Consider the following 22,434-nt stretch of genomic DNA (forward strand, 5'->3'; position numbering starts at 1 on the left):
CCACGGCGCCGGCTCGCTGCCGCCTGGCCTCGCTGGAGTACTCGGCGGTGGCCATCCGTTACAACCAGATCGCCGCGTTCGACGGCCAATACAACCATGGGAGCAGCTAATGGCTAACTTGTCGGAAACGCCCGATTACCCCGCAGGCGTCTATCAACTCGAAACATCCGACCCGGTACTGGGAGGGCCTGGAGGCATTGCCAACCGGCAAGCCGAGCAGCTGGGCAATCGCACAGCCTGGCTCAAGGCCAAGATCGATGCATTCATCGACGGCACCGTGGCGGTGCTTAAAGCGACCAGGCTGGCCACCGCCAGGACGCTCTCAATCACTGGAGCAGCCTCTGGTAGTGCCTCCTTCGATGGCAGTGCCAATGCATCCATTGCGGTTGCCCTGGCAGACAGTGGTGCTGTTGCGGGCACTTACCCCAAGGTCACCATCAACGCTAAGGGCATTGTCACCGGCGGTACAGCCTTGGTGGCTGCTGATATCCCAGCTCTTGACTGGAGCAAAATCGGCAGCGGAAAGCCCACCACCTTGGCCGGTTATGGGATCACCGATGCCCTGGCGGCAAGCGGCACTGCCGTGGCGGCCGACAAACTAGCCACCGCCCGCACGCTGTCGGTGAGCGGCGCCGCCAGTGGTAGTGCTTCCTTCGATGGTGGCGCCAACGCCAACATCGCCCTGACCCTGGCGGACAGCGGCGCGGTGGCCGGCACCTACCCCAAGGTCGCCATCAACGCTAAGGGCATTGTCACCGGCGGTGCAGCGTTGGTGGCTGCTGATATCCCAGCTCTTGACTGGAGCAAAATCGGCAGCGGTAAACCAACCACCTTGGGTGGATATGGCATCACCGATGCCCTGGCGGTAAGCGGCACTGCCGTGGCGGCCGCCAAACTAGCCACCGCCCGCACGCTGTCGGTGAGCGGGGCCGCCAGTGGTAGTGCTTCCTTCGATGGTGGCGCCAACGCCAACATCGCCCTGACCCTGGCGGACAGCGGCGCGGTGGCCGGCACCTACCCCAAGGTCGCCATCAACGCTAAGGGCATTGTCACCGGCGGTGCAGCGCTGGTGGCTGCTGATATCCCAGCTCTTGACTGGAGCAAAATCAGCAGCGGTAAACCAACCACCTTGGGTGGATATGGCATCACAGATGCGCTCCCCACGAGCCAAGCGGCTGTGCTTGCGCCTCCGGGGAAAGTTTGCTCGTTCGCAATGTCCGTGCCTCCAGCTGGTTGGCTCAAAGCCAATGGCGCACAAGTCAACCGCGCGACCTATGCAGCTCTGTTTGCGGCCATTGGTACCACCTTCGGCGCAGGCGACGGCTCTACAACCTTCAATGTGCCAGATCTGCGCGGAGAGTTTGTGCGGGGCTGGGATGATGGGCGAGGGATAGATGCAGGGCGGGGTTTCGCTTCATTCCAGGCTGATGCTTTCAAAGCTCACTTCCACTCCACTGTGGCAAATAACCAGTTTGGCAACTTCCAGTACATAGCTGACGTGGGTACGGGCGGCACCATGGGCGGGGCTGCTGGTAGTTCTTGGGCACCCAATGCCCCATTCAACAACGGTGGTGGTGGCAGCGAAACCCGTCCACGCAACGTCGCATTGCTTACTTGCATTAAATACTGAGGTCTCCCATGACAGCCCCGATCATCTATATTGCTCATCCGCTCACTGGTGAATACCTCGGTAGCGGCTATGCCGACCCCGACCCGTTGGACTCCGGTAATTGGCTAGTCCCCGGCCATGCCTACCGCGATGCCCCACCACTCATAGTGCAGGGTGAGGCTGCGGTTTGGACCGGGCGAGGCTGGAGCTTGCGGCCAGACCGTCGTGGCCAAGTCTATCGAACCGATACTGGAGAGGCCGTGATGCACGATCAGCTCGGCGAGTTGCCGCAGGGGCTGACCACAGAGCCGCGCCCAACACAGGATTACCGCTGGGATAGCACTGGCTGGGTGCTTGATGCAAATCTAAAAACAGCTAACCGCTTGGCACTCACCACAGGGCTTTGTCAGCAAATCGACTCAGCCGCAGACACCGCTCGGCGTGCCGTAGCAGGTGACCCACTGCGTGCCGTTGAATACGAGCGTTCTGCCGCCGAAGCCCAAGCCTTCAAATCCGCCGGCTACCCAGCCAACGCAGTCCCCCGCACCGTCTCGGCTTGGGCTATCGGTGGCCGCACCGCCCGGCAAGCCGCCGACAGCATCTTGGTCGAGTCTGCCGCCTACACCGAGGCGCTGTACCAGATCCGCGAGGCGCGGTTGGGGGCTAAGGAGATGGTGCGCCAGGCCATGGCCGCTGGTGAGATGGACCAGGCGCAGGACATCGCTGCCGAAACCATTGCCTCCATCGAGTCGGCAATCTCCGGCATCGGCAACGTAAGGGGTTGAGCATGGGCAGTATTCAGCTTCTATTCAGTACCAGCCGCTATCCGTTCAGCACCCTGATCCGTGCGGCCACCTGGTCGCGTTGGAGCCACGTTGCGCTGGTGGCTGGGCCTCATGTGATAGAGGCCTCGGCGCTGGAGGGTGTTCGGCAAATATCCAAGAGCTACGCCATCAGCCATGCACACGACTATTGCCTGGTCGATCTGCCAGCCCGCGACCCGCAAGCCATCATCGACGCCGCGCGTAGCCAAATCGGTAAACCCTACGACTGGACAGCCATAGCGGGCCTAAGCCTGCACCGGGACTGGCAGGAAGATGATTCGTGGTTCTGTTCGGAGTTGGTGGCTTGGGCTGCAGCTCAAGCTGGTGAGATCTGGTTTCGCCCCGATGCGTTGCGTCGGGTGACACCACAACACTTGTGGATGCTGCCGCCGTATCAGGAGATGTGCCAGGCAGCCATATAAAGAGAGGGCGATCAGCTTGAGTGCGCTAACACCCAAGCTGACCACCAGTAGCAGATCTAGCCTGCAAACCAGCCAAGGCCCCCTGCTCACGCGCGAGCGGCGGGGAGCCTACCAGAAGCGCAAAGGGTTTGTAGATGATGCAAGAAATAAGATGCGGCCATTGTGGTCGCAAGCTGGCAACCGCCAGTGGTTTCACCGAATTGCAGATCAAGTGCCCGCGCTGCCGGACACTGAACCACCTGAAGGCCGAGAGCCTCCTGACACCGCCATCGAGCGCCACTAGCCATCAGGAGGCACCATGTCCGCACAACCGATCATCCCCTGGATAGGCGGCAAACGCCGTCTCGCCGACCGCATCTTTCCGCTGTTTCCAGCCCACAGTTGCTACGTCGAACCTTTTGCGGGCGGCGCGGCGCTGTTCTTCCTGCGGCCAGTACCGGCCGAGATTGAAGTGCTGAATGACGTGAACGGCGATCTGATCAACCTCTACCGGGTGGTGCAAGTCCACCTAGAAGAGTTCGTCAGGCAGTTCAAATGGGCGCTGAGCAGCCGACAGGTGTTTAAGTGGTTGCAGATGACGAACCCCGAAACCCTGACCGATATCCAGCGGGCCGCACGTTTCTACTATTTACAGCAGTCCGCTTTCGGTGGCCGTGTAGCGGGCCAGAGCTATGGCACCGCCACGACCACGCCGCCAGGGCTCAACTTGCTGCGACTGGAAGAAACTTTGTCGGCGGCCCACCTGCGCTTGAGCAGCACTTACATCGAGCACCTGAGCTGGCAGGCGGTGATTAAGAAATACGACCGCGAGCACACGCTGTTCTACTGCGATCCGCCGTACTGGGAGACAGAGGGCTATGGCGTGCCGTTCGAGTACAGCCAGTATCTGGAGATGGCCAAGATGATTGGCGAGATCAAGGGCAAGGCCATCATCAGCCTGAACGATCACCCGGCGATCCGTGAGGCGTTCGCCGGCTATCACATGGAAACGACTGACATTAAATACACGGTGGGTGGCGGCAAGGGGAGTGAAGCGAAGGAGGTGCTGATCTTCAGCTGGGACATCCAGGCCGAACCGGCAGGCCTTTTCTAAGATTCTCTTGCATACTATGCAAAAGGGGCTGAAGTGAGTTATCTCACGTCAGCCCCACAATTTTTCGCGCGCGGCGTCAATGCGGCGTTAAAAACAGGCTCAAAATGCTCATTTACAGCTCGTAAACTGCGCTTTTTCGCCTGTTTTTGCCTTGCCTAACCTTCGCTCGCTACGTTTTCACACAGTCTGCATGGGCGGCGAGAGCCGCCGCGGGGAGCTTACTTGGTGGCTTTAAGAATCACGAACTTGGGCGTGGTCGCGACTTGCTCGACGCCGCGAAAGAGTTTTTTCAACTTGCCGTGATAGCCCAGATGGCGGTTGCCGACTATCCACAGTTCGCCGCCGCGCACCAGGGCCGCCTTGGCCTGGACGAACATGCGCCAGGCGAGAAAGTCGCCGACCACTTGCTGCTGGTGAAACGGCGGATTGCACAGCACCAGATCCAACGAATCCTCTGCTTGCTCGGCCAGACCGTCGCCGGCGCGAATAGTCACTGGCCGCTCACCCAGGGCGGCGCGCCAGTTTTCTGCGGCCGACTGCACCGCCATAAAGGATTCATCCACCAGCGTCAGCTCGGCCCCTGGGTTGCTCAGCGCATAGCTGATCCCCAGCACGCCATTGCCACAACCGAGGTCCGCGACCCGCAACGGCGTCAGGCTGCGGGGCAGGTGCGGCAGAAAGGCGCGGGTGCCAATGTCCAGGCCTTCCCGGCAAAACAGGTTGGCGTGGTTAAGCAGTGTCAGGGCCGGTTGCTCCAGCACGTAGCTGCTCGGGTAGGGCGAACTGACGGTTGCCTTGCTCACGGCGCTGGCGCTGAGCACCCGGGCTTTTTTTACCGCCAGCAGCGCCTGCATCGGGCCGATGTAGCGCGTGAGCAATTCGCCGGCGGCGCGTGGCAGGTGCTTGAGCATGGCGGCGGCCAGCACCAGGGTGCCGGGCGTAATCTCCCCCTGCAGACGAATCAGTTGCTCCTCCAGCAGGGCCAAGGTCTTGGGCACGCGCAGCAGTACGCAGTCGAAGGGGCCGCCGGCCTTCTCGCTGGCCGGCACAAAGCGCAGGCTGTCGCCGGTCAGTCCGTTGCGGGCCAGGTTGTGCTGCAAGGCCTGCCAGCCCAGGTACGAATCGCTGGAGCTGGTGACTTGATAATACCCGGCCAAACTGACCGCCAGGGCGCCGAAGTTATCGTTGAGCACTAACAACCGCGCGCTGCTGGGCAAGGCCAGGCTATGCAGATGGTTGAGCAGGTACTCGTCGGCGGCATCGAAGGCTTGTAACGGCTCCTCGGCTTGCTCGGGCTGACGGATCAGTTCCAGTGCGGCAAAGGGCGTAGTGAATATAGGCATATGAACCGCCGGTGTTTGTGCGGTGAGCTTTGCGCGACACTGCAGAGACTAATGAACACGAGTTAAACCAAAGGGCCGCAGTATGACCGCCAGTGTCGAGAAGTTCACCCGTCAGCAGCTGCTTAGCGTGCAAGCCTGGTCGCCGAGTTTGTTTAGTTTGCGTTGCACCCGTGATCCGGGCTTTCGTTTTGTGGCCGGACAGTTCGCCCGTCTGGGGGTGCGCAAGGCCGATGGCTCGACGGTGTGGCGGGCCTATTCGATGGTCTCGGCGGCCCATGATGAGTTTCTCGAGTTCTTCTCCATCGTGGTGCCCGGCGGTGAGTTCACCAGTGAGCTGAGCCGCTTGGCGGTGGGCGACGAGCTGTTGGTTGAGCGTCAGGCCTTTGGTTTTCTGACCCTGGATCGCTTCGTCGATGGCCAGGATCTGTGGCTGCTGGCCAGCGGCACCGGGCTGGCACCGTTTCTGTCGATCTTGCAGGGGCAGGAGGTGTGGCAGCGCTTTGCCCGTATCGTCTTGGTCTACAGCGCCCGCAGTCAGAGCGAGTTGGCCTACCAGGAGTTAATCAGCAGCTTGATGCAGCGCGACTATTTGCAGGAGTTTGCCGAGCGCCTGACCTATCTGCCCTTGCTGACCCGTGACGAGCAGCCCGGCTGCTTGCATGGGCGCATCACCACGTTGCTGCAAAGCGGTGAGTTGGAGCAGGCGGCCGGTTTTGCCCTGGAGCCCCAGGCCGGACGGGTGATGATTTGCGGCAACCCGCAGATGATCGCCGACTGCCGCGGTTTGCTTAAACAACGGGACCTGCAGCTGAGCCTGAATCGGCGGCCGGCGCAGGTGGCGGTGGAGAATTATTGGTAGCTGCGCTCTGCGCCAGTTGCTTGTCGATAGACGTCGTGGCCGTGGGGGCGCACAGCGGCAGCGCCAGGGTGAAGCGGGTGCCCCAGTTGACTTGGCTAGCCACCTCCAGGCGCCCACCGAGTGTACCGGTGGCCAAGTTATGCACGATATTCAGGCCTAAACCGCTGCCCCCCTGGCCGAGTTTGGTGGTGAAAAACGGGTCGTAAATCCTCGGCAGGTGCTCGGCGCTGATGCCGCTACCATTGTCGGTAACCGTCAGTTCGAGCCAGCCCGGCTGGGAGGCGTAGGCGCGCAGGACAATCAATCCATGGTCGCGGTCAGCGAAGGCATGCAGCACCGCATTGTTAATCAGGTTGACCAGGATCTGCCCGAGGGCGCCTGGGTAGCTGTCCAGCCACAGACTGCCGTCGATGTGGCTCTCCAGTAAAAACGGAGTTTTCTTCAGACTGGGGCCAAGGGTGATGATGATCTCGTTAACCACCTCGGTGAGCTGAAAGCTGCGCCGCTGGGCGCCGGTTTGATCGACCGCCACCTGCTTGAAGCTGCTGATCAGCTCGCTGGCGCGGCGCAGGTTGCGGTTGAGGATGTCGCAGGTGGTTTGGCTGTCGGCGACAAACTGATCGAGCATTGAGCGGCGCAAGGCCCCCTCAGTCACGGCGCTGAGCATGGCCTTGGTGTGGTCTTGCAGGGTGCTGGCGGCCATTACGCTATTGCCAATGGGGGTGTTCAGTTCGTGGGCAATGCCGGCCACCAGCGAGCCCAAAGCGGCGAGTTTTTCGCTCTGCACCAGTCCGTGCTGGGCTTGCTGCAAGTTGGCCAGGGCGCCGTTGAGTTCCTGGTTGCTTTGGCTCAGGGCCTGGGTGCGTTGGCTGACCCGCTGTTCAAGGCTGTTGTTTAATTCGCGGTAGGCCTGCTCGGCTTTTTTCTGCTCGCTGACATCAATGCTCATGCAGACAAAGTGCTGGCCGCCCCCCGGCGCCGGAATGCTGAAGGTGGTGGTGAGCAAATACAGGGGCTGCCCGTCGAGCCCTTGCAGCTTCAATAAATAAGGGCCGAGCGCAATGCCGTTGGCCGCTTCGCGCAGGTTGGCGAGAAACAGATGCTGCTGTTCGGGGCTGAAAATCAGCTGGTCGAGGGTTTTGCCCAGGGCGTCTTGCCGTTCGATGGCGTAGAGGCTTTCGCTGGCGTGGTTCCAGAGCAGCACGCGGCCCTGTAGGTCGAACCACTGCACGGCCACGTTGGGGGCGTTTTCCAGGGTCGCGAGCAGGCGGTCCTCGCTGTCGCGCAGGTGCTGTTCGCTGTCACGCATGGCCTGTTCGCGTTCGCAAATGGCCATGACCATTTGCTGCAAGCTGTTTTGCAGGCGGCCCAGCTCTTTGATGCCGCTGGGAATCAGCGGCAGGTCATAGCGGCCCTGGGCGATGGCCTCGACATGGGCGGTAAACAGCGAGATTTTTTTGGCCAGCGCCCAGCTGGTCAGCCCGGCGATTAACAGCGCCACCAGCAAGGCTAAGCCCAGGGTGAACCGGATGCGTTGCCAGGCAATATCAATGTTTGCATAGGCCTGGGCTGTGGGTTGGGCGACCAGCACCTGCCAGTCCGGGCCATTGATCTTGAACGCAACGCCGACCAAGGCCTGACCGTCGAGTTGAAAGTGGCTGGAGCTGCCTTGGTTTTTTTGCAGTACCGCCAGGTTGCCCAGATTAGGTTGCTGTCCGTCTTGGCTGTTGGCCGAGTTGGCCACCAGCTGATTTTGCCGGTCGAGCAGACGAATTTGCAGCGCGCCATTTTGGCTGAGTTGGCGGGCCAGTTCGGGCAGTTGCTCAATGGCCACCTCGCCGACCAGGGTGCGCCGCCCCACCGGTTGTGCCAGGGCCACGGTCAAGCGGGAGCTGACCGTGGACAGGTAGCTGTTGGACCAGGACACCTGGTTACGCCGGTGCGCTTGCAAGACAAAGTCGCGGGCGGAAATATCCAGACCTAGCAGATTTTGTCGCAGGCTGCGTTTGCTGGCCGGTAAACCGGTGGCGCTGATCTGGCCGAATTCATCGGTCAGGTACAGGGCCTCGTAGAAGTTTGAAGACTCTGCGTAGGCGTCCAGCAGTGCTTCGATCTCGTCCTGGCTTAACAGTTGTGCATTGATAAAGAGTTGCGCCAGCGAGCCCAGTTCGCGATTAACTACGCCGAAGTGGTATTCGATTTGCTGCGCCGTGGCTTGCGCCGCATTCAGCTGTTTAGCCTCGACGTCGCGGCGCATCAAGGGTTCGTAATACAGGCTGAATAACAGCCCGATGGCCAGCACCGGGATAGTCGCCACCAGACTAAAACTGCTGACCAGAATCGCCAGCAATGGCCAGGTGCGCGGGTCTGCGACCGATGTTGGTGGGCTAGTTGGCATTAACGAAGTGACCCTGCTGAATAACCTTCAGGAAGGCCGGGCCGTCGACATCACCAAACGCGTCAAAGCTGATCGTTTGCTGCAGGCCCTGAAAGCTGCGCAGCCGCAGCAGCGCTTGTTTGACCGACTCCTGCGGTTGGCGGGCGTGCAAGGCCTGCAGCAAAACACTAGCGGCATTAAAGCCAATCACTGCGGCGCTATCGATAGGGGTTTTAAAGCGTGCTGCATAGTCGCGACGAAAGGCCAAAAATGCCGGCGACTGGTCATCGGCGTTGTAGCCCTGCGCCGAGACCAGGCCCTCGACGGCCCGCCCGCCCATTTCCAGCAGGGCATCCACCGCCGCGCCAGAGGAGGCCGCCAGCGGCAGCTCGGGGCGGATGATGCGTAGCTGGGTGGCCAGCATCGCCGCATCCAGTGCACCGCAAACCAGCACCACTGCCTGCGGTTGATTGAGCAAGGCCTGCTTGGCCAGGCTGGCATAGTTGGTTTGCGCGTTGCGGGTAAAACTTAAGCTTTGCTCGATGCTGGCGCCTGTGGCGCGGTAGTGGCTGGCAAAGTCGTTGAGCCAGGGTTGGGTAAATTGGCTGTTGCTCAGCTCGATAATGACGTTGACGCGTTGTATGCCAAGGCGCTGTTGCAGGTAGTGGGCAACGCTCTTGGCGTCGGGATTATGGTGACTGACGGTGCGAAAAAATTGGTCATCACGGCCGGCCAGTAGCGGGGTAAGCACGCTGCCGCCCATCAGCACTACGCCGGTCTGGTTAAGCTGGGGCAGCACCTGCATGGCGATCATGCTGGTCATCGGGCCGAGAATCGCCTCCACCCGCTCGTTGAGTAATTGCTGTACGGCTTGTTTGGCGCTGTCGGCATTGAAGGCATCATCCTGGAAGTGCAGTTCAACTTTCGCAGCGTTGGCCGCGGCGCTGGCGTTGGCTTGTTCAACTGCCAGCTGCATGCCATTACGTCCGGCAATCCCCAGGCTCGAGGTGGGGCCCGTGGCGTCCACCAGCACGCCGATATGGAGGATTTTTGCCGGCGCCGGCGCTTGCTCGCAACCCAGTAAAAGCATGGCCAGCAGACTCATGATGACGGTGCGGGTCGCGGGTTTAAGTCGCTTAAATGAGGAGTAGGCCATCGCCAATTACCTTGAGTAAGACGTGCATGCCACCATGGCGCTCGACCGGCAAACCGCATGGTGGGTTACGCGGCGCCCGGCTTGCGCGGTGATGCAAACAACCACCGTCCGCGCCGCTAACCCACCCTACGAATTACTGGGCGTGCTGCGCGGGCAGCCCCCGACCGGGCCAGGAATGGGCACGCTTGGGCAGCCCATTGCATGGTTGGGGCGCCGCGCTGGAGCGTGCGCCGCCACTGCGCAGGGGTTACGGCGTTTGCATAAACGCCAGTAACGCCTGCAGTTCCAGGGGCTTGGAAAACAAATAGCCCTGGCCTTCATGGCAGCCAAGCTCGGTCAGTAGCAGCGCTTGGCTGTCTTGCTCGATGCCCTCGGCGATCAGCTCCAGTTGCAGGCTTTTGCCGAGCTGGATAATGGTTTCGACAATTCGCCGGCTGCCGTCGCTGTGTTCCATGTGCTGAACAAAGCTGATGTCGATTTTTAACCGGTCGATGTTCAGCTGCTCCAGGTAGCTGAGTGATGAGAAGCCCGTGCCAAAGTCGTCGATGGCGATGCAGATACCGCGGGATTTGATCTGGTTTAACAGCTCGATCATAAAACCCGGATCCAGTACCGCCACCGATTCGGTGATCTCCAGCTCCAGCAGTCGTGGGTCAATACCGCTCTCGGCCAGTACGCGGTCGAGCACATCAATAAAATTCGGCTGGCGAAACTGTATGACTGAAACGTTGACCGCCATGCGCAGCGCTTGGCCGCTGCTGGCGATCAGTTTTTGCAGGTCGTGGCAGGCGCTGCGCAGCACCCATTCGCCGAGGCTGATGATCAGGCCTGAGCTTTCGGCCAGTGGAATAAAGTCGCTCGGCGACACAAAACTGCCGTCGTCATTGCGCCAGCGCAGCAAGGCTTCGACCCCGATCAGTTGGCGGTTGGCCAACAATACCTGGGGCTGATAGACGACGAACAAGCGCTCACGCTCAAAGGCGCTGCGCAGCTCTTGCAGCAGGCGTACGCGGGCGCGGGTTTCGAACTCCATGTCGCGAGTGAAATGACAGATCTTGCCGCGCTGGTGTTGCTTGCCGTGTTTGAGGGCGATATTGGCGGCTTTCAGGGCGTCAGCGCCGTTGCCGTCAATTTGATCGAGGCAGGTTAAACCTATGGTGGCGGTGAGGTTTTGGCTGAGTTGCTCCAGTTGCAGGGGGTGGCGAAACAGCTCGCTCAAGTGCGCCGGGTTAACCACCGAGGTGGCGGCCAAAATGCCAAACACATCGCCGGCCACCCGTGCCAGTAGAGTGCCTGTGGGCAGCTGGTGCTGCAGCCGCTCGGCCACGGCGCGTAACAGTGCGTCGCCATGTTGATGGCCGAGGGCGTCGTTGAGTTCGGAAAAGCCATCGATGTCGATCAACGCCAGGGTGGTGGCGCTGAGGTTGTCCTCGCACAAGGCGCGATCAAGGGCGTGTACAAAGGCCAGGCGATTGGGGATGTGCAGCAGTTGATCGTTATAGGCGTGATCTTTGAGTTGAGTGAGCAACTGCACGTTGTCTAGGGTGATGGTGATGTTGCTGCAGAACACCTCGAGCAATTGCCGATCAAGCTCGTTCAGGGGTTTCTCGGTTTGCAGATAAGCGGCCATGTCATTGTGCGCTTGCCCTGGGAAAAACAAGGTGGTGCAGTGGGTGCCGTAGTTATTGCTGCGCTCGCGCAGGCAGCGACTGAGCGCCGTGGCAATCGCATGGTTGGGCAGGGCGTCGAGCTGCTTATTAATGCAGTTGGTCAGGCTGCCGGCGGCGGCAATGATCAGCGCGTGATCAGGTGAGTGGGTTTGATCGTAGGCACAGACCACGCCTTCCGGCGGCAGACCAAACAATCCGCAGATTTGCGTGATGATGCCAGCGGCGAACTCGCTCACACCTTGCCGTGCCATCAGCTGGCTGCTGGCGCGAATGACCATACTCAGGCCGCGGCGGCTGGCATTTAACGCACTGATTTGGTCATAGGAACGCACCGCCGAGGTGAGGGCGGTGTAGAGGCGATTGCGCGAGAGTTCGGATTTGGTTTTGTAGTCGTTGATGTCGTAATCACGGATGGCCTCCATCTCGGGGGCGTAGCCGGGCTGGCCGGTGCGCAAAATGATTCGCACTTCAGTGTTGGCCAGTTCTTTGCGGATGATGTGCACCAGCTGCAGGCCGGAGTCATCGGCCTCCATCACCACGTCGAGCAGAATCACCGCAATGTGTTTTTGTTCGCGCAGTACCTCGATCGCTTGGGCGGCGGAGTAAGCATGCAAGAACTCCAGCTGCCGGCCGAACACCTCGGTGTTGGCCATGGCAAAGCCGGTGGACTGGTGTACGTCGATATCATCATCAACGATCAGCACCCGCCAAACGTTGGCCTCATCGTAGTCGTCGCGCGGGTGCGCTTCGTCATCGAAGGAAAACAGCTCTTCTGCAGGCTCGATATGTTCAGTGCTCATGGGTAACCCTTGTCTGCAACCACCGCTCGACTAAATGGCGCGCTATGGCTGGGCCTCTATGGGCGTAATCACTACGGGGTAGCGTTACAACAGTTAGTAAGTCTGCTTATCAGTCTAGGCAGAAAAAGCTAAAGCGACAGGGCGGAATTTGAACTGCTTGGGACGGGGTCTCAGAAGGTTTTATGTAGCGCTGCAGAGCCCCGCGTGACGGCTCTGCAGCGCCAATAAAGAGCTTAAGCAGGCCGTGTGAAAACGTAACGAGCGAAGGTTAGGCAAGGCAGAAACAGGCGAGGACGCGGAGTTTACGAGTTGTAAATGAGCAGTCCGAGCCTGTTTTTAACGCCGCATAACCGAGCGCAGTAGTTTTCACACTGCCTGTTAAGGCTGGCGTTGTTGGGCTTTCAATAGATCGCGGATTTCGCCGAGCAGTTCTTGCTCTTTGCTGGGCGGTGCGACGGCCACGGCTTCGGCGGTTTTGAGTTTATTGATGGCCTTGACCCCGATGAAGATGGCGAAGGCGACGATCAGAAAATCCAGCACGGTCTGCAAGAACTTGCCGTAGCTGAGCATCACCGCCGGCGCCGTACCTTCGGCGGCCTTGAGGGTCACGGCCAGGTCGCTGAAGTCGACGCCGCCGATCAATAGGCCAATGGGCGGCATGATCACGTCACCGACAAAGGATGAGACGATCTTGCCGAACGCCGCGCCAATGATAATGCCGACCGCCATGTCGACCACGTTGCCTTTGACGGCGAAGGCTTTGAATTCGCTGAGTACGCTCATGTGCGCTGTCCTGATGGGTGAGAGTGCCGGCAGTTTAAAACGCCCAGCGCCGCTCTCGCCAGCGGCCGGGCGGTTGCTGGGGATTCTTTGCCGCACAGGTTTGGCGCCTAAGGTGGCTGGAGTTGATCCTGATCAACGGCTGGCGCCGCGCCAAGGGCTAACCTGAAACCCGTCATCCAAGGAGCCGCCCCATGCATGTAGAACCGCATTCATTGCTCGCCGACTTTCCTGAGTCGCGCGAACAACTGCACAGCCTGCGCCAGCAAGACCCGCATTTTGCCCGTTTGGCCGATGAGTACGAAGTCTTGGATAAGCGCGTCTGCCGCGTCGAAGATGGCGTGGATACGCTGGATGACGCGGCCTTGGCGACCCTCAAAGTTGAGCGTCTAGCGCTTAAAGATGAGTTGGCCCGGCAATTGAAAAAAGCCGCTGAACCGCAAGGCTGCTGCGGTAAGTGCAGCTGCTAGAGCGCGCTGCTGTGAGCTAAGGCGTGGCGTTGGCTGCGCCTTTTTTTGCTGCGTCCCAGTTATGTGTGCACACAGCTTTTGTAGGGTGGGTTAGGCGCGAGCCACGGCCTGCCAACAACGCAAAACCCGACCGCGCCGTAACCCACCATGGCGCTCGACCGGCAAACCGCATGGTGGGTTACGCGGCGCCCGGCTTGCGCGGTGGTGCAAACAACCACCTCCCGCGCCGCTAACCCACCCTACGAATTACCGTGCACCAGGCATCGCCTACAACACCCCGCCAAAACGAAAGCTGACGCCGACCCAAGCCAGGGCCAGGGCCGTTAAGGTGATGGCGTAAATATGCACGGCCAGGCCGCCGAGGTTGGCGCCGGACAAGCGTGGAATCAACCGCAGCCGCGCATGGGCGCCGAGCATCAGGGTCAGCGCCAGCAAGCCCAACTTAAGGCGAATCAGGCTGGCCAGCGGGTTGTCGCTCAGCCAGGCGTTGGCGGGCAGCCATAAAGTTGCCAGCCAGATGCCGGTGATCACTTGCAGCAACAGGGCTGGCAGGCCGAGGGCTTCGTAGCGCTCTTCGAAGGCGCGGATCGGCGCCGGATCGCGGGCGCGCCAGGCCGGCGGCAGAATTTTCAGCGCCAGAATCAGGTGGCCGCCCAGCCAGATGCTGGCGCCGATCAGGTGTAAGAACAGCAGAATGCGCATGGGTTTCTCCTTGAGTGATCTGAGCTTGGCGGGTTCGCCGAGTAAAAGAGCTGATCACGGTCAAGCCAGCGGCTATTATCGGCGCCTGTCTTTCGACCCGGAGTTTTCATGGCCAAGGCCAAGCGCATGTATGGCTGCACCGAATGTGGCGCGACCTTCCCCAAGTGGGCCGGGCAGTGTGGCGAGTGCGGCACCTGGAACACCCTGACCGAAACCATGATCGAGGCCCATACGGGCGCGCCGAGCACCCGCGCCAGTTGGGCCGGCGAGCAGGCCAATATCAAAACCCTGGCCGAGGTGAGTATTTCTGAGGTACCGCGTTTTTCCACCGGCTCGGCCGAGTTGGATCGGGTGCTTGGCGGCGGTTTGGTCGATGGCTCGGTGGTGTTGATTGGCGGTGATCCGGGCATTGGTAAGTCGACCATCCTGCTGCAAACCCTGTGCAACATCGCCGCGCGGATGCCGGCGTTGTACGTTACCGGCGAGGAGTCGCAGCAGCAGGTGGCCATGCGCGCCCGCCGCCTGGACTTGCCGCAGGATCAGTTAAAGGTGATGACCGAAACCTGCATCGAGCTGATCATCGAAACCGCCAAGCGCGAAAAGCCCAAGGTGATGGTGATCGACTCGATCCAGACCATTTTCACCGAGCAGCTGCAATCGGCCCCCGGTGGCGTCTCCCAGGTGCGCGAGAGCGCGGCGCTGCTGGTGCGTTACGCCAAGCAGAGCGGCACGGCGATCTTCCTGGTTGGCCACGTCACCAAGGAAGGCGCGCTGGCTGGTCCGCGGGTGCTCGAGCATATGGTCGATACCGTGCTGTATTTCGAGGGTGAGTCCGATGGCCGCTTGCGCCTGCTGCGGGCGGTGAAAAACCGCTTCGGCGCGATCAACGAGTTGGGCGTGTTCGGCATGACCGATAAGGGTTTAAAGGAGGTCTCCAACCCCTCGGCGATCTTCCTCACCCGCGCCCAGGAGGAAGTCCCCGGCAGTGTGGTGATGGCCACTTGGGAGGGCACCCGGCCGATGCTGGTGGAGGTGCAGGCCTTGGTCGACACCAGCCATATGGCCAACCCCCGCCGCGTAACTGTCGGCCTGGATCAGAACCGCCTGGCCATGCTGCTGGCGGTGCTGCATCGCCACGGCACCATTCCCACCTACGACCAGGATGTGTTTCTTAACGTGGTCGGTGGGGTCAAGGTGCTGGAAACGGCCTCGGATTTGGCCTTGCTGGCGGCGGTGATGTCGAGCCTGCGCAATAAACCGCTGCCCCATGACTTGCTGGTGTTTGGCGAGGTCGGTTTGTCCGGTGAGATTCGCCCGGTGCCGAGCGGTCAGGAGCGTTTGAAAGAGGCGGCCAAGCACGGCTTCAAGCGCGCCATAGTGCCCAAGGGCAATGCCCCGAAAGAGTCGCCGCCGGGGCTGACGGTGATTGCCGTGACGCGCCTGGAGCAGGCGCTGGATGCCTTGTTCGAGTAAGGCGATTGCACGGGGGCGGACTCTGCGCTGGAAAATGCTGCGCAGTTTTCCACCCTACATGCAGGCCATTACTCCTCTTCGCCGAGCGCCGCCAGTTCGCGCTCCAGCAGGCTGCCGTCGCCCAGGTTGAGCTCGACCAGGCGCCGCAGATGGCTGATGGAGTCCAGGTCGATATGCTCGCAGACAAAGCCGAGCAGGCCGTTGTTGTTGCGCGCCTGTAGCACTTCCATTTGCACCAGGGTGTCCGGGGCCAGGGTGATGCTGGCGAAGAACGGTCGCTCTGGGTCGCCGTGCCAGTTTGCCGGGGCTTTGATCAGCAAGCCTTTGAGCGACAGGTCATGCAGTTCGACGTCCCAGCGCTGTTCGCCCTGCACCAGCTCGGTGGCGGCGTCGAAGGCGATGCGCTGAAAGCGCCGGCGGTTGTTGGCGATATCACTCATGAACGGACTCCTCTGTGGTGTTAACCACTATAGCTAAGGCTGGGCGGCGAAGGGTTTTAGCTTTGATTACGTGAACTGTTGAGCGCCGCAAACCTCGTGGGAGGGGCTTTAGCCGCGATGCCTTGCGGTGTGTCAGCAAGCGCTGTGGGTGCGGGTCGCGGCTGAAGCCTCTCCTACAAAGAGCAACCGGATCGAGCAACCACTAACGCTGAGATAGCTTTTGCTTTAACTGCCGGCGCCGGTACAGCACGCCTGCGACTGTCGCGCTCAGCGTTAACAATGTCGCCAGCAGTGGCCAGCGGTAGTCGCTGAGCGCCTCGCGTGCGGCGTTGGCGCGGTACTGCCAAAGGTGTTCACGGGCACCGGCAAAGTCAGGCTCGGGGCAGTTGCGGGCAAAATGTGTCGCCCATGGCACTAAGGCGCCTTTTTCGGTGTAGCGCCGGTAGTAACTGCGCGCGCTGGCGTAGTCGCTGTCGATCAACCAGCTGCTGGCGTTGCACAGGCTGGCCGCGAAGGCCTGGCTGCGCGCTGGCAACCGTTCGGCGGCTTGGCTGGCCAGGTCGGCAGCCACGTAGCGGTAGTGAAAACGCTGATTGGGTCGCGCCTGGCTGGCGGTTTGCCGGCGCGCTTCGGCATCGCTCGGCCAGTTGGCGGCCGGCGGCGGGCCGAAGGGCTCGTAGTAGTTGTTATCGAGGGAGTAACCGCCATCGGTGAAGGCAAAGTCCGGTGACATCTCATAGCCGAGCAGTTGCATACCTTGCCGGCGCGCCAGCACGGCGGCGGCATACAAGGCTTGCGCCTGGTCGCTGGCAAACCAGCTGTCGGCACCGGCGGTGCGCACGGCGCCGTAATCGCGGGCGGCTTGTTGCAGGGCCGGGCTGTCGAAGTAGGCCGGTGCCTCGTTGTAGCGCTCGGCGCGCAGCAGGCGCCGGCCGAGCAGTTCGCGCAGACGCGCGGCCACCGGGCGCGGCTGGTAATTGTCGAGTTCTTCTTGGGTGACCGCTGGCGGCGCGACCACTTCGGCGTCTACATAGGCCTTTAGCTCATCCAGGCTCAGTACCCGTTCGGCCACCACGGCGCTGTCGAGCCAGTAGATCTCGCCGCTGCGATACAGCTGGGTAAAGGCCTCGAGATAGTCGCCACTATTAAGCGCCAACAGCGCACTTTCGCCCTCGACCCGACACTGCGGTTTGAGTTGCTCATGGTCGCCGTCGGCATTGCGCCGCGAGCCCCAGTCTTCTTCTTTAGGGAAGGCTTGGGCGGCCTTGGCATAGGCGGCGCTGGCCGCAACCTGGTCGCCGGCCCGCAGCGCCAGCTTGGCCCGCAACCACCAGGCCAGGCCGCTGTCGCCGGCCTGCTTAAGAAAGTTGGCGGCGCTGTCGTAATGGCCGCTTTGATAACTCAGCGCGGCGAGGCGGTCGGCATTGGCCAGGTTGGCAATGTCACTGCGCTGCAGCAGTAGCGCCAGGCGCTGCTCGTCCACCGGTTGCTCGCCATAGGACCAGCCGGCATGGCTGATTAAATAAGCGGTGAGCAATTGCTGCACGGGCAGCTCGTGCAGCAGGCCCAGCAGTTGCGGTTCGGGCATCCGTGCCAACTCACCGGCGAGCATTTTTAGCGAGCTGTAGCCGCTCATCGAACCCTGTTGCAGCTGGCTGGCATACAGCTCGATGGCACTGGCCCAGTGGCCCTGGCGCTTATCTATTCGGGCCTGTTCGCCGAGGCTGGCCAGGCTCAAACCGAGCGGATCGTCGAAGCCGGCGGCCGCCAGCTCGCGTACCAGTTGCAAGTTGGTCCGTGCGGCGGTTGCGGCCTCGGGCGCTAATGGCGCGGCCTCGACAGGGGGCTCGGCATAGTCGCTTTGTGCCGGGAAGCTGGCGTAGCTGTGCACGCGCGCCAGCGAGTAAGCGGCCCAGGTGCTGCGCAGCGGCCGCTCGGCGGCGGGCAGGGCCAGCAGGCGCTGAAAGTATTCGGCGGCCAGCGCGTCATCGCCTTGGGCAAAGGCCACGGCGCCTGCGCTATACAGGCGCAGCTCGGCCGGCAGCGTGGCGCCTTGTTGATAGGCTTGGCGGGCATCGGTTAGTTGCCGTAACTGGGCGATCAGTTGCGCTTGCGCCGCCGGCAATTGGCTTTGTTCGGTGTGCTCGCGCACTTCTAGGTTGTCGTGAAAGCCATCGGCCCAATAGCCGCCGTCGACTTTCGGCATCGGCGGCGTGGCCGAGTTGGCGGGCGCGATGCGGCTCAGTTCGAAGGCAAAATTGCTCTCGGGCAATTCGCTTAAGGTCTGCGCGCGGTCGTTCAATAAGCGCAGGGGGAACTCTGGCCCGCAGGCTTGGGCGGGCAATAACGCTAAACATAGGCTCAGGCCGAGCAGCGGACGCTGCCAATCAGGGTTTAACACCAACTTCTCCTTGTTCGATGATTTGGCAGCGCGCCCAGCCGAGGGCCAACTGTTGGCCGGCGGCCAATTGGCCGGGGCTTTGGCGCAGCCAGACTAAGCGGTTGGCGCTGCGTTGCAAGCGATAGCCGCCAAGGGCGTCAGCGCTGTCACAGTGTTGTGTGCTGAGTTCAATCCGCGCCGGCAGTGCGCCGCTGAGGTTGCCGTGGTTGTGCAGCACCAGCTCGCTCAGTGCCCCCGTGCGGTTGATGGCCAGCCTCAAGTCGGCGCTCAGCGGCTGGCCACTGGCGACGGCTTGCAGGGTGCGCAGTGGCCAAGCGCGGCGGTCACCGGCCAGCGGCAGGCGAAACCAGATCAGCCCGGCCAGATTTTCGGGCGGGTCTGTTTGTAAGACCTGAATCAGGCTGGCGACCTGCTCGGGATCGGCCTGCAACTCGCGCCGTGGCGCGCGGGTATTCAAAGCTGCCTCGCTCTCCACCAGCGGCGCGCCAGCTGTGCTTTCGATCAGTCCCACGCCATAGGCCGGCAGGGCCAGGTAGAAGGGTTTGGGGCTGCGCGCGGCATAGGCGTGGGCCCAGCGCAGGGCGCTTTGCGGCGCGAACAGCCCCTGCGTCGGCCGGCTCACGGCATGCACTTGCAGCACCGAGCTGTCGACGCGGGTCAGCAGGCTTTCCAGTTGCGGGCTTTCCAGCCAGGCGGGCAGGGCGGTGATGCTGAGCTTGAGTTGGGGCGGTAATGCTTGGCGCAGCGTTGTCAGTAACTCGGCATAGGCCGGCAGTCGCGCGCTGGCGCAGTCGTGATCGATCTCCAGACCCACCACACTTAAGCCTGCCGCCTGCCAATCACTCAGCAATTGCTGGATTTTCCCGTGGATGGCGGCGCTGTCCAGTTGCGGCAGCTGCCCGTCGAGGCGCACCACGGCGATGATCGGTCGGCCATCGGCCTTGAGCATGGCCGGGTCAATCCGCGCACGAGTCCAGCCCTCTTTCGGCTGCGCTTGCAGCGCCAAGACCCGCAAGGTGGAAAACTGCGCCCGAGTCTGCGCCAACGCCTCGGCATGGGCGGGCCGCCATTGGCGTTGCCAGATATACAGTTGCTGGTCGAATACCTTCGGCGGCGCCGGCTCGCAGCCGCTCAGGCTCAATAACAGCAGCAGGCCGAGCGTGTAACGACAGCGCATGGCAAGCGCGCATACAAACATGACCACTCCAGGTGAAAAACTGTGCGCAGTGTAGCGCTTGTGACTGGCGGTTTTGCCGCGACGCTTGGTCTAAGACTGGCAAGCTGAGCCGATAGCCTCGGCCAGCAGCCTGTTCGCAGCTGGGCTAAATCCGTTAGGGGGAATTCATGTCGAACAATAATAATCTGCTGCGCCACCTGCCCTGGGCAGTGTTGGCCGTGGTCGGCGCCTGCGCCCTTGGGGTGGTGGCGTTACGCCGTGGCGAGGCGATTAATGCCTTGTGGATAGTGGTGGCCGCAGTGGCCCTGTATCTGGTGGCTTACCGTTACTACAGCCTGTTTCTGGCCACGCGGGTGATGCAACTCGACCCGCTGCGGGCGACGCCGGCGGTGCGTAACAACGATGGTCTGGACTATGTGCCGACCAACAAACACATTCTTTTCGGCCATCACTTTGCCGCCATCGCCGGCGCCGGCCCCCTGGTCGGCCCGGTACTGGCGGCGCAGATGGGCTATCTGCCGGGCACCCTGTGGCTGATCGCCGGGGTGGTGCTGGCCGGTGCCGTGCAGGACTTTATGGTGCTGTTTATTTCCACCCGCCGTAACGGGCGCTCCCTGGGCGATATGGTGCGCGAGGAAATGGGCCCGGTGCCGGGCGCCATCGCCCTGTTCGGGTGTTTTCTGATCATGATCATCATCCTCGCCGTGCTCGCCCTGATCGTGGTCAAGGCGCTGGCGAACAGCCCTTGGGGCATGTTTACGGTGATGGCGACCATTCCGCTGGCGATGTTTATGGGCATTTATATGCGCTATATCCGCCCCGGTCGGATTGGCGAAATTTCCGTGATCGGGATTGCCTTGTTGCTGGCCTCCATCTGGTTTGGCGGTCAGGTGGCGGCCGATCCTAGCTGGTCTCAGGCATTCACCTTCACCGGGGTGGAGATCACCTGGATGCTGGTGGGCTACGGTTTTGTCGCTGCGGTCTTGCCAGTTTGGCTACTGTTGGCGCCGCGCGATTACCTGTCGACCTTCCTGAAAATCGGCACCATAGTCGCCTTGGCCATCGGCATTTTGTTTACCGCGCCAGATTTGAAAATGCCGCCCTTGACCCAGTTTATTGATGGCAGTGGCCCGGTCTGGAAGGGCGCGCTGTTTCCCTTCTTGTTTATCACCATCGCCTGCGGCGCGGTCTCGGGTTTCCATGCGTTGATCGCCTCTGGCACCACCCCAAAATTGTTGGATAACGAAATGAATGCCCGCTATATCGGCTACGGCGGCATGTTGATGGAGTCGTTCGTGGCGATCATGGCCTTGGTGGCCGCCTCGGTGATTGAGCCTGGGGTGTATTTCGCCATGAACAGCCCGGCCGCCTTGGTCGGTGGCGATGTGGTGAGCGTGGCCGCGACGGTCAGCAGTTGGGGTTTTGCCATTACGCCTGATGCGCTGGAAGCGGTCGCCCGGGATATCGGCGAAACCACCATCCTGGCCCGTGCCGGTGGCGCACCAACATTGGCGGTGGGCATCGCGCAGATTCTCCATACGGTGTTGCCGGGGGCCAATAGCATGGCGTTCTGGTACCACTTCGCGATTTTGTTTGAGGCGCTGTTTATCCTCACCGCCGTCGACGCCGGCACCCGTGCCGGGCGCTTTATGCTGCAGGATCTGCTCGGCAGTTTTATTCCGGCGCTCAAGCGCACCGAGTCGTGGACCGCCAACCTGATTGCCACCGGCGGCTGCGTGACGCTGTGGGGCTATCTGCTCTATCAAGGGGTGATAGATCCGCTCGGCGGGATCAATACCTTGTGGCCGCTGTTTGGCATCTCCAACCAGATGCTCGCCGGGATCGCCTTGATGCTGGTGACCGTGGTGCTGATCAAGATGAAGCGCCAGCGCTATATTCTGGTCAGCATACTGCCGGCCGTGTGGCTGCTGATTTGCACCACCTACGCCAGTTTGATCAAGTTGTTTGCGGCCGATCCGGCGCTGGGCTTCTTGGCCCTGGCGGATAAATACCGCACGGCCCTGGATGCCGGGCTGGTGCTGGCACCGGCCAAGGACATCGGCCAGATGCACAGCGTGATTTTCAATGCCTACACCAACGCCACCTTGAGTGTGCTGTTTCTGCTGGTGGTTTACAGCATCCTGTTTTATTCGCTGAAGGTCGGGATCGCCGCCTGGGCCAAGCCTGCGCGCAGCGACCAGGAAACCCCCTTCGTGTCGATTGCCGAGGCCGCACAATGAGCCTGCCAGGGGCGCCGCTGTTTATCCGCCTGCGCGGCGTCGGCAAAAGCCTCGGTCAGGCGGCGCGGTTGATGGTCGGCATGCCGGACTACGACACGTACGTCGCACATATGCAGAGCAAACACCCGGAGCAGCCGCTGATGAGCTATCCGGAGTTCTTTCGCGAGCGCCAAGAGGCGCGCTACGGTGGTAGCAAGCCACGCTGCTGCTAAGAAGACCAGTAGAGGGGCAATTAAAAGGCTCTGTACCCGTTATGTGTTGAGGTGTGTGGGTCGGTTAGGCGATGCCTGGAGCGCGGTAATTCGTAAGGTGGGTTGGACCGCGCCCGCTCCCGGCGGGCTTGCGGCATTCACCCCATCCATGGGGATTGCGCGGACGGTGGTTGTTTGCATCGCCGCGCAAGCCGGGCGCCGCGTAACCCACCATGCGGTTTGCCGGTCGAGCGCCATGGAGGGTTACGTGGCGCGCATATTCCGCAGTTGATGCCCTGACCCTGCTCTGCGCCACTAACCCACCCTACAAAATCGCTCTCCAGCGCATAACGAATACAGAGCCATAAACAAAAAACCCGGCCAGGCCGGGTTTTTTGTGCGCGGGG

The 22,434-nt window shown here is 61.5% G+C and carries 19 protein-coding genes; 10 read left to right on the top strand and 9 right to left on the bottom strand.

Annotation, left to right across the window (positions count from 1 at the left end):
* The first annotated feature begins 109 nt into the window (after positions 1 to 109).
* The 5 genes from Q8R10_RS07365 (at position 110) to Q8R10_RS07385 (ending at position 3,948) form a co-directional block, all read left to right on the top strand.
* Complete coding sequence (locus Q8R10_RS07365) at positions 110 to 1,630, top strand: tail fiber protein (protein WP_305652452.1); 1,521 nt, start codon at positions 110 to 112, stop codon at positions 1,628 to 1,630.
* A gap of 8 nt (positions 1,631 to 1,638) precedes the next feature.
* Positions 1,639 to 2,394, top strand: coding sequence for a hypothetical protein (locus Q8R10_RS07370; protein WP_305652454.1), 756 nt, complete (start codon positions 1,639 to 1,641; stop codon positions 2,392 to 2,394).
* Between the two features lie 2 nt (positions 2,395 to 2,396).
* A complete protein-coding gene (locus Q8R10_RS07375) occupies positions 2,397 to 2,855 on the top strand; it encodes a YiiX/YebB-like N1pC/P60 family cysteine hydrolase (protein ID WP_305652456.1) in 459 nt (152 codons plus the stop codon).
* 137 nt (positions 2,856 to 2,992) lie between these two features.
* The gene (locus Q8R10_RS07380) at positions 2,993 to 3,184 is read left to right on the top strand and encodes a Com family DNA-binding transcriptional regulator (RefSeq protein WP_371133301.1); all 192 of its coding nucleotides are present in this window, start codon (positions 2,993 to 2,995) and stop codon (positions 3,182 to 3,184) included.
* Positions 3,154 to 3,948, top strand: coding sequence for a DNA adenine methylase (locus Q8R10_RS07385; protein WP_305652459.1), 795 nt, complete (start codon positions 3,154 to 3,156; stop codon positions 3,946 to 3,948). Before Q8R10_RS07380 ends, Q8R10_RS07385 begins: the two co-directional genes overlap by 31 nt.
* Before the next feature lie 218 nt (positions 3,949 to 4,166).
* On the opposite strand, the gene Q8R10_RS07390 is transcribed toward Q8R10_RS07385, so the two are convergent.
* A complete protein-coding gene (locus tag Q8R10_RS07390; RefSeq protein WP_305652460.1) occupies positions 4,167 to 5,291 on the bottom strand; it encodes a class I SAM-dependent methyltransferase in 1,125 nt (374 codons plus the stop codon).
* A gap of 82 nt (positions 5,292 to 5,373) precedes the next feature.
* On the opposite strand from Q8R10_RS07390, the gene Q8R10_RS07395 reads away from it, so the two are divergent.
* Positions 5,374 to 6,150, top strand: coding sequence for a ferredoxin--NADP reductase (locus tag Q8R10_RS07395; protein WP_305652462.1), 777 nt, complete (start codon positions 5,374 to 5,376; stop codon positions 6,148 to 6,150).
* Here the strand turns inward: Q8R10_RS07395 and Q8R10_RS07400 are convergent.
* From Q8R10_RS07400 to mscL, 4 genes are all read right to left on the bottom strand, one after another.
* Positions 6,080 to 8,548, bottom strand: a complete 2,469-nt coding sequence (locus Q8R10_RS07400) for an ATP-binding protein (protein WP_305652464.1) — start codon at positions 8,546 to 8,548, stop codon at positions 6,080 to 6,082. The genes Q8R10_RS07395 and Q8R10_RS07400 overlap by 71 nt on opposite strands.
* Complete coding sequence (locus Q8R10_RS07405) at positions 8,538 to 9,683, bottom strand: ABC transporter substrate-binding protein (RefSeq protein ID WP_305652465.1); 1,146 nt, start codon at positions 9,681 to 9,683, stop codon at positions 8,538 to 8,540. Before Q8R10_RS07405 ends, Q8R10_RS07400 begins: the two co-directional genes overlap by 11 nt.
* 247 nt (positions 9,684 to 9,930) lie before the next feature.
* Entirely contained in the window at positions 9,931 to 12,153 is a 2,223-nt protein-coding gene (locus tag Q8R10_RS07410; protein ID WP_305652467.1) for an EAL domain-containing protein, read from the bottom strand.
* A 378-nt stretch (positions 12,154 to 12,531) separates the two neighbouring features.
* The gene (gene mscL, locus Q8R10_RS07415) at positions 12,532 to 12,936 is read right to left on the bottom strand and encodes a large-conductance mechanosensitive channel protein MscL (RefSeq protein ID WP_305652469.1); all 405 of its coding nucleotides are present in this window, start codon (positions 12,934 to 12,936) and stop codon (positions 12,532 to 12,534) included.
* A 191-nt stretch (positions 12,937 to 13,127) separates the two neighbouring features.
* On the opposite strand from mscL, the gene Q8R10_RS07420 reads away from it, so the two are divergent.
* Positions 13,128 to 13,403: a YdcH family protein gene (locus tag Q8R10_RS07420; protein ID WP_305652471.1), complete on the top strand. Its 276-nt coding sequence runs from the start codon at positions 13,128 to 13,130 to the stop codon at positions 13,401 to 13,403.
* A 267-nt stretch (positions 13,404 to 13,670) separates the two neighbouring features.
* Here Q8R10_RS07420 and Q8R10_RS07425 read toward each other — a convergent pair whose 3' ends face one another.
* Positions 13,671 to 14,105: a CopD family protein gene (locus tag Q8R10_RS07425; RefSeq protein ID WP_305652473.1), complete on the bottom strand. Its 435-nt coding sequence runs from the start codon at positions 14,103 to 14,105 to the stop codon at positions 13,671 to 13,673.
* Positions 14,106 to 14,213: 108 nt separating this feature from the next.
* On the opposite strand from Q8R10_RS07425, the gene radA reads away from it, so the two are divergent.
* Positions 14,214 to 15,578, top strand: a complete 1,365-nt coding sequence (gene radA, locus Q8R10_RS07430) for a DNA repair protein RadA (protein WP_305652474.1) — start codon at positions 14,214 to 14,216, stop codon at positions 15,576 to 15,578.
* Between the two features lie 68 nt (positions 15,579 to 15,646).
* Here the strand turns inward: radA and Q8R10_RS07435 are convergent, their stop codons facing one another.
* The 3 genes from Q8R10_RS07435 to Q8R10_RS07445 all read right to left on the bottom strand — a co-directional run bounded on the left by Q8R10_RS07435 (position 15,647) and on the right by Q8R10_RS07445 (position 19,596).
* Positions 15,647 to 16,018 carry a PilZ domain-containing protein gene (locus Q8R10_RS07435; RefSeq protein ID WP_305652475.1) on the bottom strand — a complete coding sequence of 124 codons (372 nt, stop codon included), beginning with the start codon at positions 16,016 to 16,018 and terminating at the stop codon, positions 15,647 to 15,649.
* Between the two features lie 202 nt (positions 16,019 to 16,220).
* Entirely contained in the window at positions 16,221 to 18,419 is a 2,199-nt protein-coding gene (locus tag Q8R10_RS07440; RefSeq protein WP_305652476.1) for a hypothetical protein, read from the bottom strand.
* Complete coding sequence (locus Q8R10_RS07445) at positions 18,406 to 19,596, bottom strand: DUF3142 domain-containing protein (protein WP_305652478.1); 1,191 nt, start codon at positions 19,594 to 19,596, stop codon at positions 18,406 to 18,408. The genes Q8R10_RS07440 and Q8R10_RS07445 overlap by 14 nt, the downstream gene beginning before the upstream one ends.
* Before the next feature lie 167 nt (positions 19,597 to 19,763).
* On the opposite strand from Q8R10_RS07445, the gene Q8R10_RS07450 reads away from it, so the two are divergent.
* The gene (locus tag Q8R10_RS07450) at positions 19,764 to 21,836 is read left to right on the top strand and encodes a carbon starvation CstA family protein (RefSeq protein WP_305652480.1); all 2,073 of its coding nucleotides are present in this window, start codon (positions 19,764 to 19,766) and stop codon (positions 21,834 to 21,836) included.
* Positions 21,833 to 22,048 (top strand): YbdD/YjiX family protein, encoded by a 216-nt coding sequence (locus tag Q8R10_RS07455; protein WP_305652482.1) that lies wholly within the window; start codon positions 21,833 to 21,835, stop codon positions 22,046 to 22,048. The genes Q8R10_RS07450 and Q8R10_RS07455 overlap by 4 nt, the downstream gene beginning before the upstream one ends.
* Positions 22,049 to 22,434 lie beyond the last annotated feature (386 nt).

The sequence above is a fragment of the Pseudomonas sp. genome, assembly GCF_030698175.1.
Lineage (GTDB): Bacteria > Pseudomonadota > Gammaproteobacteria > Pseudomonadales > Pseudomonadaceae > Aquipseudomonas.